13 protein-coding genes and 1 pseudogene are annotated in these 13,940 nt (G+C 58.5%); 1 reads left to right on the plus strand and 13 read right to left on the minus strand.

The features are described 5' to 3' along the window. Positions 1-37: 37 nt before the first annotated feature. The 13 genes and pseudogenes from hypF to N2602_RS34490 form a co-directional block, all read right to left on the minus strand. Positions 38-2,298: pseudogene (gene hypF / locus N2602_RS34435) on the minus strand (carbamoyltransferase HypF). Beyond that, positions 2,295-3,254: a hydrogenase nickel incorporation protein HypB gene (gene hypB, locus N2602_RS34440; RefSeq protein WP_260380879.1), complete on the minus strand. Its 960-nt coding sequence runs from the start codon at positions 3,252-3,254 to the stop codon at positions 2,295-2,297. The pseudogene hypF and the gene hypB overlap by 4 nt, the downstream one beginning before the upstream one ends. Next, the gene (gene hypA / locus N2602_RS34445; RefSeq protein ID WP_260380880.1) at positions 3,254-3,595 is read right to left on the minus strand and encodes a hydrogenase maturation nickel metallochaperone HypA; all 342 of its coding nucleotides are present in this window, start codon (positions 3,593-3,595) and stop codon (positions 3,254-3,256) included. The genes hypB and hypA overlap by 1 nt, the downstream gene beginning before the upstream one ends. Further along, positions 3,588-4,685 carry a nickel-dependent hydrogenase large subunit gene (locus tag N2602_RS34450; RefSeq protein ID WP_260380881.1) on the minus strand — a complete coding sequence of 366 codons (1,098 nt, stop codon included), beginning with the start codon at positions 4,683-4,685 and terminating at the stop codon, positions 3,588-3,590. Before N2602_RS34450 ends, hypA begins: the two co-directional genes overlap by 8 nt. After that, a complete protein-coding gene (gene hybE, locus N2602_RS39135) occupies positions 4,682-5,020 on the minus strand; it encodes a [NiFe]-hydrogenase assembly chaperone HybE (RefSeq protein WP_409241944.1) in 339 nt (112 codons plus the stop codon). Before hybE (N2602_RS39135) ends, N2602_RS34450 begins: the two co-directional genes overlap by 4 nt. Before the next feature lie 19 nt (positions 5,021-5,039). Next, on the minus strand, positions 5,040-5,207 hold the full coding sequence (gene hybE, locus N2602_RS39140) for a [NiFe]-hydrogenase assembly chaperone HybE (protein WP_409241871.1): 168 nt from the start codon (positions 5,205-5,207) through the stop codon (positions 5,040-5,042). Then, on the minus strand, positions 5,197-5,409 hold the full coding sequence (locus N2602_RS34460; protein ID WP_260380882.1) for a rubredoxin: 213 nt from the start codon (positions 5,407-5,409) through the stop codon (positions 5,197-5,199). Before N2602_RS34460 ends, hybE (N2602_RS39140) begins: the two co-directional genes overlap by 11 nt. Beyond that, positions 5,406-6,269, minus strand: a complete 864-nt coding sequence (locus tag N2602_RS34465; RefSeq protein WP_409241945.1) for a hydrogenase expression/formation C-terminal domain-containing protein — start codon at positions 6,267-6,269, stop codon at positions 5,406-5,408. Before N2602_RS34465 ends, N2602_RS34460 begins: the two co-directional genes overlap by 4 nt. A gap of 262 nt (positions 6,270-6,531) precedes the next feature. Continuing rightward, complete coding sequence (locus tag N2602_RS34470) at positions 6,532-6,822, minus strand: HypC/HybG/HupF family hydrogenase formation chaperone (protein ID WP_260380884.1); 291 nt, start codon at positions 6,820-6,822, stop codon at positions 6,532-6,534. Positions 6,823-6,858: 36 nt separating this feature from the next. Beyond that, complete coding sequence (locus N2602_RS34475; RefSeq protein ID WP_260380885.1) at positions 6,859-7,434, minus strand: HyaD/HybD family hydrogenase maturation endopeptidase; 576 nt, start codon at positions 7,432-7,434, stop codon at positions 6,859-6,861. Between the two features lie 6 nt (positions 7,435-7,440). Further along, complete coding sequence (gene cybH / locus N2602_RS34480) at positions 7,441-8,169, minus strand: Ni/Fe-hydrogenase, b-type cytochrome subunit (protein ID WP_260380886.1); 729 nt, start codon at positions 8,167-8,169, stop codon at positions 7,441-7,443. A gap of 8 nt (positions 8,170-8,177) precedes the next feature. Then, positions 8,178-9,968, minus strand: coding sequence for a nickel-dependent hydrogenase large subunit (locus tag N2602_RS34485; protein WP_260380887.1), 1,791 nt, complete (start codon positions 9,966-9,968; stop codon positions 8,178-8,180). Positions 9,969-9,975: 7 nt separating this feature from the next. Further along, positions 9,976-11,085 (minus strand): hydrogenase small subunit, encoded by a 1,110-nt coding sequence (locus tag N2602_RS34490; protein ID WP_260383787.1) that lies wholly within the window; start codon positions 11,083-11,085, stop codon positions 9,976-9,978. A gap of 1,459 nt (positions 11,086-12,544) precedes the next feature. Here N2602_RS34490 and dctA point away from each other — a divergent pair. Further along, entirely contained in the window at positions 12,545-13,867 is a 1,323-nt protein-coding gene (gene dctA / locus N2602_RS34495; protein WP_260380888.1) for a C4-dicarboxylate transporter DctA, read from the plus strand. The last annotated feature ends 73 nt before the right edge of the window (positions 13,868-13,940 follow it).

The raw sequence follows: 13,940 nt of genomic DNA on the forward strand, positions 1-13,940 counted from the left end.
AATTCTTGCGACCTCAGCCGGTACTGAGAGACACATATCAGGCTGTTCCTCTCAGGCCTGACGATCTTTCGGCGATCTGCAGAGCGGCGAGCCAGGCTTGTCCGAGGCTCAAACCACCGTCATTGGGTGGTACCTCGCGAGACAGCAGCGGAGCAAGACCAGCTGCCATACAACCGCGCTGGATTTCATCCGCCAGCACCATGTTCTGAAAACAGCCACCGCTCAGAACGACAGTAGAGACACCGGTCGTGCGCGCAGCGCGCGTGACCCAATCAACGCAGCCAGCGGCAAACGTGCCATGAAACAGCCCCGCTCCCTCGTTCACGTCAATCTCGTCTGCGATCAAGGCCACAAACAGCGGCCCAAACGATAGCACGCCGTCATCGATCAACCAGCCGTCTTCGAGTACCGCCGTCCCCCGCACACAGGCTTCGAGCTTCATCGCGGCTTCGCCCTCATAGGTCTGCAAAGTCGCAATTCCCAGCAGCGCCGCCGCTGCTTCGAACAGCCGGCCTGCGCTGGTGGTGTTGGCACCGCCCGCCTGATCGAGCAGTGACGGCAGAGGTTTGGCCTGTGGCTGCGCTGCAAAGCGACCTCGGATGTCGTGTCCCCGCCCCAACCAGTGGAGTATTGCGCTCGCCATGCGCCAGGGCTCGCGAGCGGCACGATCTCCACCAGGCATTTTTAGCGGCGCAAGATGCCCGATGCGTTGAAACCTGATCCCTTCGCATAACAAGAGCTCGCCGCCCCAATTGCCGCCGTCGGAGCCATAGCCATGGCCGTCGAGCACCAGAGCGAGCGTAGGTCGCTCAAGGCGATGCTCTGCGATGACGGCTGCAGCATGCGCATGGTGATGCTGGACAGCGATCCGCGCGCGGCCGGTTGCTTCCGCAAAGCGGGTAGATGCCATATCGGGATGCAAATCATGGGCAACAACAACAGGCTCCACGTCGAGGGTCGACGTGAGGTGCCGGATAGTCTCCTCGAAGAAGCGGATGCCTTCGACCGTGTCGAGGTCACCAATATGTTGCGAGACGAAAGCTTCATTTCCCCGCGTCAGTGTGATGGTCGATTTCAGCGCACCACCGACGGCGAGCACGGGCGGCACCGATCGCGCGAGCCGAACCGGTTCGGGAACATAGCCGCGGGCGCGGCGAATGAATTGACGCCGTCCCGCAACCACCGACACAACGGAATCATCGGCCGCGTCAGGATATTGCGATCATGCGTCACAATAAGATCGGCGATGCGCCCCAGTCGCTGCAGAGCCTCTGCGTTGTCGATCGGGAGCGGTTCGCCGCTGAAATTGGCGCTGGTACACACGATGACCCAACCCTTATCCTCACGAGATGCACCTAGTGAACGAAGCACATGAAAAATGAGGTGATGCAGCGGGGCTCCAGGCAGCATGACGCCGACGCGCGACAAACCAGGGGCTAATGCGGGGGCTAGCCTATTGCGCGACCGCAGGAGAACGATCGGACAGGCTACAGACTCAAGGAGCGCGAGCTCCGTGGCATCCGCCTCTGCAATCTCGCTAACCTTGTCCAAGGAACCAACCATCACGGCAAACGGCTTCTGGTCGCGCTGCTTTTTCTGACGCAAACGATGGACAGCATCATGGTTGCGAGCGTCACAAAGCAGCTGGTATCCTCCAATTCCCTTGATCGCGACGATTTCGCCGCCGGCGATCGCCGCGCCGATAGCATTGATCCCATGACTGAGCCGAGGGCCGCACGTCGGGCACGCGATCGATTCCGCCCGAAATCTGCGGCTCGCCGGACTTGAATATTCAGCCGAGCAATCGGGACACATCACAAAGGCCTTCATCGCGGTGTTACGACGATCATACGGAAGCTGTTCGGTGATTGTGTAGCGCGGTCCGCAATGGGAGCAGTTGATGAAGGCATAGAGGTAACGCCGGTTTTTCGGGTCGAACAACTCGCCGAGACATTCCTGGCAGGTTGCAGCATCAGCGGCGATCCGGCTCGACAGCTTGCCTCGTTCGCTGGTGCGGATCGAAAAGCCTTTGGTCGCAAGCGCATCGATCGCTTGAACGGAGATGTGGTCGATGCGCGCCAACGGAGGCTTTTCGAGCGGCAAAGCGGTCACAAATTCGGAGGTACGGTTGCCCTCGACCTCAATGATGACTCCGTTTGCATCGTTGGCAACGAATCCTCCCAAACCATAGCGGCTAGCGAGACCATAGACATAGGGACGAAAGCCGACCCCCTGCACGGTCCCGCTGAGTCGCAGACGCAGTCGTATTCCCTCGCAGGTGATGGCGTCTACCCTCATCCCGTTGTGTCCTCGACGAGATGTCTCCGATGCGCAGGCTGTTTCTGCAGCCAGCCGTAGAGCGCGCCAAAGCCCTCGCCGGTTCGCGCCGAAACGGGCAGCACTTCGATGTTTGGGCTGACCCGTGTCACAAATTCGATCGTGCGATTCAAATCGAAGTCCACCATCGGTGCTAGATCAATCTTGTTGATCAGCATGAGAGAAGATGCGGCAAATATGTCCGGATATTTGAGCGGCTTGTCTTCACCCTCGGTGGTCGAGAACACCACGATTTTGCAAGCCTCTCCAAGATCGAATGCCGCGGGACAAACCAGATTTCCGACATTCTCTATGAAGAGAATACCGCCATTGAGTGGCGGCAAGAGACGATAAGCTTGGCCGACCATCGCAGCATCCAAATGGCAGCCCTTGCCGGTATTGATTTGAATTGCGGGCACGCCGGTTGCGCGGATGCGTTCGGCATCGTTCGAGGTATGCTGATCACCCTCGATAACCCCAACCGGGCTCTTCCGCTTCAGCTCGGAAAGGGCGCGAACGAGCAGCGAGGTTTTGCCCGCGCCAGGACTGGAAAGAAGATTGTACACGACCAAGTCATCGGCAACGAAGCGCGCGCGGTTTTCGGCGGCGATCCGATTGTTCTTGCTCAGAATATCGCGGCCAACCTGAATGATCCGATCGCTGCTCATGGCCACAACTCTCAAGCCGGCCGGGTCGGTGCCGCAATCCACAAGCGCTTCTCCGCCATGAGCCTGCTGATGACCAACATCATGATGATGATCATGGCCGCAGTCAGTGGGGAGCGGACATCGCATTTCTAGGCCGCCACACACATAATCATGGTGGTGATTATGATGATCACGCGCATCTTCACAGCGATGATCCTTGGCTCGCGTATTTTGCACGTCGGCGCATTTCGTGGAGGGAACTCCTCCGCCGCAGCCGCATACGGTACACATCAATCGATCTCCAGCTCTTTCAGGCGCATCTTTTCGCCTGCCGTCACCTGCAGCTTATAGCTGCCGCAGCAGGGGCACGGCGCATACCGTTGCGCAATCTCAACACTCCTCGAACAGGCCATGCACCAGGCGACGCCAGGTAATTCGACGATTTCGAGAACCGCGCCATCGGCAATCGTGCGCGCGGCAACAACCGGAAAGCAGAACTTCATCGCTTCGGCATCGACATGGCTCAACGCTCCGATCTCCACACACACGGTCCTCACCTTCGAGAACGATCGCTGACGCGCCTCTTCCTCAACGATCTCCATGATGCCTTCACAAAGCGCCATTTCATGCATGTCCAGATTCAACAATTTTTTGCGTGAAGGCGACGCAAGGATCGAATGATGCAATCATGGCGCGAACCGCACCCTCTTGATGTTGTCTCGCTCTCAGCACCGCACCCTGCAGGCTCCTGGCAAGCGGCCCTCGCTTGTGAAAATTCCACTCGGTCGGCGCAAGATATTCGAATCGCGCTATCTGCCCGTACCGATCGAGCTCAACCGCGTGATAGAGACGTCCCCTGGCACATTCGACCGCAGCCGCACCACAGCCCCGCCCTAGGCTGTAGCTTTTGACGATCCCTTCCTCGGCTGTCTCGGGATGCGCACCAGCCTTGAGCCAAGTAAACAGTTGGACGATTTCGGCGATCCTCGCCTTCAGTCGCTCGGCCGGACCCGACCGGCCGAGCGAGAGCCGATCACGCAGCATTTGGCGCGCCCAGGGACCAGTCTCAGGAATACGGCCCTCCAAGTCGGGGCAATTGCCAGATCTCGCATCTCGGCCGAGCAGCCGTTCAATGATTTCGCAGTCGTCAGCAGCGGACAGGAACGACTGCTGCGTCAACTTTGGCTCCAATACGCCCCCCTCGAGTGCTGCCATCCGAAGCGCGAGTGCGCTACCGGGCATCAATGTGCCATCGTCGTCCGATATCCTGAGTCCAGCCAGCGCAGCCGCAACCCGCGCTGTTACTTCGCATCGATCCGGCCCACTCTGGTACCCTTCTCGACCGACCAGCACCGAGTTGTCTTTTATAAGGGCGCGGATAGCCGCGGAACCGCTGATGTCCAGCGCGAGATGCTCGATAATCAGACCTCGTATCAACTCCGTCAGCCGCTCGACCACGACTTGCGTGGTACAATGCGCCCTCGTCATAGTGCTGACTTCCTGGCCGCGCGCCGCCTCGATCGCGGAAAGGAATGCCACCTGGTGCGCTGCCGCACACAACGGGAAGAGTCGCGGCAGCACGTTGAGCAATGAAACGGCCGGTTTGCCGGCGAACAGCCGCCCCACCGGCGGCTTGACCCGCGGCAGGATCCCGACCGCGGCAACTGTGTCGCCAACAAGGGATACGGTGATGTCGATCCGGTTGCACACGGCGGGCCTCATGTACCCCGCTCCGCCAGTGCACCGCGTAAAAAGTGCCTGCGGTCGATCAAACCGAAGCGTGGTGCGTTGGACGAATGTGACGCTGCGACCGAAGACATAAGTACAGCGAGTGCCGCTTCGGCGATGGCTCGGGTGGATGCCATGTCGTCGAACCCAAACATCGGCGAGAACAGGGAGGCACTTGCAATCGGTCCCGCGGGTGCAACTTCAGCAGGCGAGAATTCAAGCTCGCCACATGGAAATCGCAAGCGCAGACTCGATCCCGGTCCTGTCGACGACTGCGCAGCTGCGGGTGGCGCAGATATGACCACGTTCATGAACCATGGCCTGACCATCACTCCGACGATCCCACCTTCATGCCCGGAAGCCGATCGCTTCGACCCTCAAGGCCGTGTTGAAGAATGGAAGTGCGCGCATAATGCGATCGGAGATACCGCGATATCCCCCCGCGAGCTTCTCGCCCCATGCCGATGCATCGGTGCGCTCGCTCCTGCGCGGATACTGTTTGCGGTCAGGCGTCATCTTCAATCGACATGAACTTAGATTTGGGTGCGTCGCAATTTGGACATCGCCAATCTTCGGACAATGCGGCAAAAGGCGTTCCGGCAGCAATCCGCGCCGTCTCGTCGCCGTCAGCCGGATCGTAGACGATCCAGCAGATGCTGCACTCCATGCGGGCGCCATCTGCGAGATCTTGTCGGACACCAAAATTGAGCTTCGTCATCTGAAGTATGCCTCCATAATCTCCCTTAGGCGTTCGGCGGAGTCCTCGAGATCCTCGTCGGCTGCTAAGACCGCCCTCGGCACGTCGCCGATCTCCAGCGTGTCCAGGATGATGCTATCGATGGAATTAAAGAACTGCACCGACCAGACGTTCCGGACGCTCGTCGTCTGCACTCGACAACTGCCGTAATCGCGTGAGATGAGCTGGACCGGCCCGCTGCCGAGGCTGTGTTGCAGAAAGGCCAGGTCGACGGAGTTCATCGGCAGCAGCGTGAGGTTGATGATGTGCGTGCTCATGCCAGGCTGCCAGGCCAGTGCCCGTCCGCGGGCTTCCGCGAGCACCGGCAGCACGTTCATCGCGCCATCCGGCACCGCGTCGATCATCAGATCGGTTGAGGTCAGATCGGTTGCGGCGCGCCGCACGATCTCCGGGATCGCACCAATCTCAACGTACTCGTGTGCCGCCTCGCCCTCGAAGCGCACGTGCCAGATTCCGGCAAACACCGATTCCTGGAGTTGCGCCGCGGAGCCATCCGGCAGCGCTACGATGCCGGCGACCTCTCCCTTCCCAAGCACGTCGGCGACCAGATCGCGCTCAAGTTCATTGAGATGCCGGAGCCTAAACAATTGCGCTCGAACACAGCTCTTCTGGCGTGAAACGGCAGCGGCTACGTTTGATAACAGCGCGATGGCATTCGGGCATTTCCTTGCGAGTTTCCCACCATCAAGTGAAGCGAGCATAGGCAGTGCACCTGCAGCTGACCGGCCATTAGGGATCTTGTCGACATTTCCCGCGTCGACAGGAACGAAGCTGAACGGCTGCGCGTCGCGTTTTGGCGCGATCCATACACCTGCCTTCACGACGCCAGCCCTCGTTGGGTCCGCTGAGGAACGATTTACACGATCAGCCGCAGCCAATCGCGCTTCTGCAGTCCAAGCCTCGGATAGAGCGAGCCGCGTCAGATTATTCGTTCCCGGCTGCTCGTTCATAAACCGCCTTTCTGATGGTCTCTGGTTGTGCTGCACGGGGTGTTAGCAAGCGACGTGCCAATGATGTTTGTTCGCGATTTCCTTCCTGCCTGGATCAGCAGTGCGAAACGCTCCCAATAACGCAAGCGGCCGGCTAGCGCAGGTGCTTGGGAAGTTGAGGCTCGTGATCAATCAAGTCCGCAAAAAAGCGATCGTAGTCTTCGCCGTTTAGGACCGCATGAAGGGCGTCAAGCGCCTGTGCGATCAGCCGCGCTTCATCGTCATCCAAGAGCCGCACCGCAGTGTCGATACACACAAGCACCTTGGAGCCAACTGAAGGCTCGGACAGCAGTATGACCGAGACGCGCCGCTGCTGATTGCTATACTCGCACAGCGCGGACCTACCGTCGGTCTCAATAATCGTCATTGGGAGGCCAAGGCACACGTTGTACTCCGCGTCCCGTTAGACCGACCCGCGCCTTCATCTCTCATAGTTTTCATAGTTGATATCATTTGCGAGCAGACGTTCCGTTTCAGGCAGCGGCACGGTCCGCATTTTTGCCGGTGAACCCCACTGCGCCAGCAGTTCGCAAGCCAGTTCGATCGCAGGCGCAATCTGGGCGCGCACTGGACGGGTCAGCGGCCCACCCCAACTTTCCAGGTCCAGCGGTTGACAGCCGATCAGAGCGAGCTCTCGTGGACAACGGCCAAGCAGGTCTGCCGCACTTAAGACCTCCTGAAAGCCGGTCTGATGCAGGCTCAACTTCTTTGCGGCGGTGAATTTCGGCACCTCGTTGCCTTGCACGAGCTTCAACCTTCCGGGTGGGAGGCCATAGTCGATGGCATCGAACACGATCAGGCAGTCGGCTTCCTGCAGAAAACTGACGAGGTAGAGCCCTAGCGTGCCGCCATCGAGTACGGATACGTTTTGGGGAACGATGTAGCCGCGGTGGAACGTCTCCACTACTCGCACACCGAACCCCTCATCAGCCCACAGGATGTTGCCGATGCCAAGCACCAGGATCGATCTCGTCTTCTTAGAACTCGGTGTCGCCATCCTTGATCAATCGCGCAAATCGCGCTCACCCGAAATTATGGCGGAGATGCTCCGGCGCGACATGATGTCTTCGCGAATTGCCGCATAGACGTGGATAAGCACAAATGTCACGATCACCCATAGGCCAAGATGGTGCAATGTATGGACGTCCTGACTGTTCGGCAGGACCCCAAAAATCCAGCCGAACAGGCTAAATTGCCAGCTTTCCTGGCCAGAGCCCTGTGCATAAAGTGCGAAGCCGGTGACGATCATGAACGCGGTCGTCAGCGTGAACATGGAAAACATCATGAGCTGAGCTGCGGGATTGTGACCCGCACATTTATCCGACCTGACCGCAAGGAGGGCGTACCAGCGAATCGTCTGCCACAGCTCATCCCAAAAGCACCTGCGCCAGATCGGCACGTAGAAGATCTGCTTGGCATGGGGATTTCCCATCATGGCGCAATAGATGCGCAGCAGGAAGCCGACCGCGAGTACATAGCCCGCCGAGAAATGAGCAAAGCGAATATAGCCGAAGAAGAAGTTGTCGCTTGCCTCTCCTGGCATGGTCGGTACCGCGGTTCCGATGAAGTAGCCAGTTATGGCCAGCACCACAATGGCTGCCGCATTGACCCAATGCCACAGCCGCACCGGCATTTCATAGACGTAGACGACGTCACGATCAGCGCTGCGATCTTTCCCTGCCACGCCGACGGAACTAAGGACATTTAGGACTTGCGCGGTCTTGCCCGACATGAAGCCTCCTAGCGGACTGTGACTGAGGCCAGTTCTTGGCCGTCGGGACTCATGACGTGGGTCGAGCACGCCAGGCACGGATCGAAGGAATGGATCGTACGCAAAATCTCGAGCGGCTTTCCTGGATCAGCCATTGGCGTGCCAATCAGAGAGGCTTCAAATGCGCCGATATTGCCCTTGGGATCGCGGGGCGAGCCATTCCACGTCGTGGGCACGACACATTGGTAGTTGTCGATCTTGCGGTCCTTGATCTTGATCCAGTGCCCGAGCGCGCCGCGCGGCGCCTCGGTGAAGCCGTAACCCTTGGCCTCCATCGGCCAGCTTTCCGGGTTCCACTTGCTGACGTCGGCAGTCGCGGTGTCACCCGCCTTGATGCGGGCCACCAGCTTGTCCTGGAAATGGCGCATCTGATGTGCTGCCCACTGGCATTCGAGCGCGCGCGCTGCGGTGCGGCCGAGCGTAGAGAACAGCGCAGTCACCGGAAGCTTGAGTGCCTTGAGCAGTCTCTCAGCCGGTTCCTTGAACTCCGCTTTGTCCTGCGCATAACCTATAATGTACCGCGCCAGCGGTCCTACTTCGACGGCATTGCCGCGCCAGCGCGGCGCCTTGATCCAGGAATACTTGCCGCCTTCATCGAGCTCCTTGATATCGGTCCTGGTACCCTTGAAGTTGGCGCCAAGCTCAAAATTCGGCTCGGTGATGCCGTCCCACGGATGCAGTCCTCTGAACTCATCAGGATATTTGTACCAGGAGTGCGCGACGAATTCTTGGATCTGGTCGGGATCTCCATGGTCGACTGGCAAGACCTCCCTGAGATTGCCGTTCAGGATGACGCCGCGCGGCACCCTGAGACTTTTCGTGGAATAGTCGTTGGCATTCTCGGGGACATCGCCGTAGGACATCACGCTCCTGCCTGACAGCCCGCACCCATACAGCCAGCCTCTGTAGAACGAGCCGATCAGTTCGATGTCCGGTAGATAAACCTGCTCCACGAACTCGATCGAACGGTCGATGATTGACGACACCAAATTGAGCCGCTCCATATTGATGGCACCTATCGCACCATTGCCATCAACATTGATCGCGCAAGGCACGCCGCCGACCAGCCAGTTCGGATGCGGATTCTTGCCCCCATAGACGGCATGGATCTTCACGATCTCTTTCTGGAAGTCGAGCGCTTCCAAATAGTGCGTCACCGCCATCAGATTCGCTTCGGGCGAAAGTTTATAGGCCGGATGTCCCCAATAGGCGTTCTTGAAAGGGCCGAGCTGCCCTGAGTCGAAGAACTTGGTAAGCCTGATCTGCAAATCCTTGAAATAGCCCGGCGATGACCGCGGCCAAGGCGAGACCGACTGCGCCAGCCTCGAGGTCGCCTTTGGATCGGCCTTCAGCGCTGAGAACACATCAACCCAATCCAGCGCGTGCAAGTGGTAGAAATGGACGAGGTGATCATGCACTTGCAAACAAAGCTGCATGATATTGCGGATCGAATTGGCATTCTCCGGGATCGTAATGCCGAGCGCATTCTCAACAGCGCGCACGGAGGTGAGCGCATGGGTGCCGGTGCAAACACCGCAAATCCGCTCCGTGAACGCCCAGGCATCGCGCGGATCGCGTCCGCGCAGGATGGTTTCGATGCCACGCCACATCGTTCCACTCGAGACGGCGTTGCAGATCACGTTGTCCGCGTCGAGATTGACTTCGACGCGAAGGTGGCCTTCAATCCGGGTCAGCGGATCGACGACGATGCGCTTGCCAGAATTATCGGTTGTGAATCCATTGGGTGTCTGGACGCGCATCGTTCGTCTAGCTCTGAAATTTCGATCGTTTCTCCTGAACGACGCCCTCCCGTTTGCGGGTCAGCCGCTTCGCGGCCGTGACCGCCGCATGCGCAGCAACGGCTAGCCCAACTGCGCCGGCAGCGGCCCTGCCGATCTGATCGGCGTTTGTCTCGATGCCGAATTGCTTTATGGTCGTGAGCCGGTCGTAAAACGAACCCTTGTCCCAGAAGCCATCTTCAGAGCAACCAAAGCAGCCGTGGCCGGATTGGATCGGGAAGGACACGCCTCCATTCCAACGAACGGCTGAGCAGGCGTTATAGGTGGTCGGCCCCTTGCAGCCCATTTTGTAGAGACAATAGCCCTTGCGTGCAGATTCATCGTCCCACTCCTCCACAAATTGACCAGCGTCGAAATGAGAACGACGATAGCACTTGTCGTGAATGCGCTGCGAATAGAACATCTTTGGTCGTCCCTGGCGGTCGAGCTCGGGAAGTTTCCCGAAGGTGGTGATAAAGGTCACAATGGCGGTCATGACCTCGGCGATGGGCGGGCAGCCAGGCACCTTGATGATCGGCTTGTTCGTGATCACCTTGTCAATCGGCGTCGCCTCAGTTGGGTTGGGCCTCGCCGCCTGCACGCAGCCCCAGGACGCACAAGAGCCCCAAGCGATGATCGCCATGGAATCTTCCGCCATCGATCGCAGCTTTTCGAGGAACGGCTTGCCGCCATCAATACAGAACATGCCGTCTTCATTCAGCGGTGGATTGCCTTCGATGGCGAGGACATAGCGGTCTTTGTATTTGGCGCGGGTCTCCGTGAGGATAGCTTCAGCTTGATATCCTGCTGCCGCCATGATGGTGTCGTCATAATCGAGCGAAATCATCGAGAGCACCGCGTCTTTGACCAAGGGGTGGGCCGAGCGGATAAAGCTTTCCGAACAACAAGTGCATTCGAGTCCGTGCATCCAGATCACGGGCACACGAGGCTGGGTCTCGAGCGCGATGGCAATACCGTTTGCCGCCAGCGGGCTCAGTCCGAGACTGGCTGCCGTTAGACTGCAGAACTTAAGGAAGTTGCGACGCGTAATACCCTGGCGTCTGATCACGTTGTAAAACGTTTCAGTAGCCCCGCCCATGATCCCTTCCATGTTATCGCCGTGACGAATTACTGACGTGCGAGCAAAAAGTAGGCCAAGCACATGTGGGCTGTGATAGCGGTCGCGACGAAGACCTAAAGAGGGGACAGATACCAAGCCGCCGCTTCACGATCTGCGGCTACAATTGCCGAGACCGCATATCGGACAGACCAAGGGCGAGCTGGAGGTCTTTGGGATGGCCGAATGAGCCCGCACGATCGAATAGAAGCTAAAGAGCCCATATTGGTGAGGTTACAAGTCCTACGATTTACCGGGTCGTGAGATTGCAGCAGGGCGCCGCTTACAGATGGATCAGGGCGCCCGTGACTGTCCAACCGTGCCACTCATGTCCGATTTAGACCGTACTGTGGGAAACCCACCAGGCAGCGCAATCCGGCGGGGCACGAGAGACGTATCCGAGTACTCCCAAGCCGCGTAGGGTCGAAGGAGTCCCGCGTGCTCTGACAGATCTTCGTTATCGCACCTTGCTTCGACTCGGGGACGCCGGTCGATTGGTCTGTTTGGATGGCCCTGGCGTCAAGTCCAAGCGTGTTGCTCTAGGACGTCGCCTGTATAGAGATGAATCCGTGCCGGCAGACCCGCTCGGCTTCGACACGGACGAAATTGCGCTTGAGCAGGAAGCGGTCCGCGATCCGCTTCCTTTGCGAGTGGAACGCCGAGAAGAAGGGATGTGCTCCTCAGATCCTGCGCATCTCACTCCTTGCGCAGCCTCCAGCTCTGCTCTCGCCTGATCAGCGACCGTCCTTGTGCGCATAAGTTCGGGGCTTCTTGTAGGGCAATATGATCCCTTTTCCGGAATCCGAATTGCACACCGCGCCTTTCCGGCGCGCTATCGCATCATACGCTCGCGCATGCGTGCTTCCATCACCTGGATGCTTAACATTCAAACAATGGATTTTACCAATGTTAGGAAATGTTGCATCGACCACCAGCACCTAACGGGGTACCGACCTAGCCATCGGGTGCCTCCCGGCGCCACTCGCCGAGGACGCCGCCGCGTTTGCTCGATATGTTTGATGGGCACGAAAAAGATCAGCTCGGAGGAATTGCCACGATCGCAAAGCACGCTCTGGACAACCGTCGATTAGTGACCCTCCATTGCCCCTTTCGTTGCTTGAGAACTCTCGCACCAAGCGCACTGCTGCGCGTGGGGCTTAGCACGCATTCGCAATTGGGATGCGGTCCTGCCATTCAGGATGGTTAAGGAGCCGGTTCATCATCAGACCGGTGAAACGTTCCGCAGTGTCTGCGCGCGGTGCGCGTTTTGCTTGGCGACAGAAGATACACAGAATCGAGCGCCTACCTTTTAGAATCACGCTGCCGCATGTCGGGCTCTCGACAAACAGCGTCTTCAATCGGACAGGGCGATAACAACAGACTCGTTGATGCGAGGCCTCTCACGGGACGTCGCAGTCTTCGAGTTCGTCGGGAGGAACGCATGACCACAATCGCAAGTGCGGCGCCTACGGGGGCCTCGCGCCCTTGGTATAAGCTTCTCTACGTGCAGGTACTGATCGCCATCCTGATAGGCGTCTTCGTAGGATGGTTATGGCCGTCGCTCGCGACCAACGATTGGATCAAGGCGCTGGGGGACGGCTTCATCAAACTGATAAAGATGGTGATCGCGCCGATCATCTTTTGCACCGTGGTATCCGGGATCGCGCATATTCAGGATGCAAAGAAGGTCGGACGTGTCGGCGTCAAGGCGCTGGCCTATTTCGAAATCGTCTCCACCTCTGCCTTGGTGCTCGGCCTAGTGGTAGGCAATCTGTTTCAAATCGGCCGTGGGCTCGCCGTCAAGCCCGACGCGGTGGCGGTCGCCCATTACGTTAAGCAGGCGGAAGCCTCGAAAGCCGTCGACTTTATCCTTAATGTCATTCCTGACAGCGTGGTCGGCGCCCTCGCTCGCGGCGACGTCCTGCAGGTGCTCCTGTTCGCGATCCTTTTCGGCTTTTCGCTGATGGCGCTGGGCAAGCGCGGAGAGAGGTTGCGCGGCATGATCGACGACTCAGCGCACGCGCTTTTCGGGTTGATCGCCATTATCATGAAGGCGGCCCCAGTCGGCGCGTTCGGTGCCATGGCGTTTACGATCGGAAAGTTCGGACCCGCTGCGCTCGGTAACCTGATCGGTCTGGTCGCTCTATTCTACGCAACTGCAGCGCTGTTCGTCGTGCTCGTACTCGGTCTAATCGCGCGCTTCATCGGCTTTTCTATCTTCAAGTTCATCACTTATATAAAGGATGAACTTCTGATTGTGCTCGGCACCTCGTCCTCGGAAAGCGCGCTACCGCAATTGATGGAGAAGCTCGAGCGTCTAGGTTGCTCCAAGTCTGTGGTGGGCCTCGTAGTGCCGACCGGCTACTCCTTTAATCTCGACGGCACCAATATTTATATGACTCTGGCGACTTTGTTCATTGCGCAGGCGTTGGGCGTCGATCTCACTTTTAGCCAGCAACTGACGATTCTATTCGTGGCGATACTGACTTCGAAGGGCGCAAGCGGCGTTACTGGCGCGGGCTTCATTACCCTCGCTGCCACGCTGTCGGTGGTCAACCCGGCGCTGGTGCCGGGCATGGCAATCGTGTTCTCGATCGACAAATTCATGAGTGAGGTGCGAGCGCTTACCAACATCGTGGGCAATGGCATCGCCGCCGTGTTCGTGTCCTGGTGGGAAGGCGAACTGGAGTACACCACACTGCATGCGCGCCTAAACAGGGATAGCGATCCAGACGATGTGCAGCCGAGGAGCAAGGCCCAGTAGAGCGATGCTATGTTCTAGAACGCTCGGCGTCACGCCCAACCGAGTTGTGACTTTTGATTGTTCAATTCGGCAG

Origin of the sequence: Bradyrhizobium sp. NC92, assembly GCF_025200865.1 — a bacterium.
In the GTDB taxonomy this organism is placed as follows: domain Bacteria; phylum Pseudomonadota; class Alphaproteobacteria; order Rhizobiales; family Xanthobacteraceae; genus Bradyrhizobium.

What these genes read in the sequence shown, in the direction of transcription:
- hypB (WP_260380879.1), bottom strand. Translation starts at nt 3,254, where the DNA reads ATGTGTACCGTATGCGGCTGCGGCGGAGGAGTTCCCTCCACGAAATGC.
- hypA (WP_260380880.1), bottom strand. Translation starts at nt 3,595, where the DNA reads ATGCATGAAATGGCGCTTTGTGAAGGCATCATGGAGATCGTTGAGGAA.
- N2602_RS34450 (WP_260380881.1), bottom strand. Translation starts at nt 4,685, where the DNA reads ATGAGGCCCGCCGTGTGCAACCGGATCGACATCACCGTATCCCTTGTT.
- hybE (WP_409241944.1), bottom strand. Translation starts at nt 5,020, where the DNA reads ATGGTCAGGCCATGGTTCATGAACGTGGTCATATCTGCGCCACCCGCA.
- hybE (WP_409241871.1), bottom strand. Translation starts at nt 5,207, where the DNA reads ATGACGCCTGACCGCAAACAGTATCCGCGCAGGAGCGAGCGCACCGAT.
- N2602_RS34460 (WP_260380882.1), bottom strand. Translation starts at nt 5,409, where the DNA reads ATGACGAAGCTCAATTTTGGTGTCCGACAAGATCTCGCAGATGGCGCC.
- N2602_RS34475 (WP_260380885.1), bottom strand. Translation starts at nt 7,434, where the DNA reads ATGGCGACACCGAGTTCTAAGAAGACGAGATCGATCCTGGTGCTTGGC.
- cybH (WP_260380886.1), bottom strand. Translation starts at nt 8,169, where the DNA reads ATGTCGGGCAAGACCGCGCAAGTCCTAAATGTCCTTAGTTCCGTCGGC.
- N2602_RS34485 (WP_260380887.1), bottom strand. Translation starts at nt 9,968, where the DNA reads ATGCGCGTCCAGACACCCAATGGATTCACAACCGATAATTCTGGCAAG.
- N2602_RS34490 (WP_260383787.1), bottom strand. Translation starts at nt 11,085, where the DNA reads ATGGGCGGGGCTACTGAAACGTTTTACAACGTGATCAGACGCCAGGGT.
- dctA (WP_260380888.1), top strand. Translation starts at nt 12,545, where the DNA reads ATGACCACAATCGCAAGTGCGGCGCCTACGGGGGCCTCGCGCCCTTGG.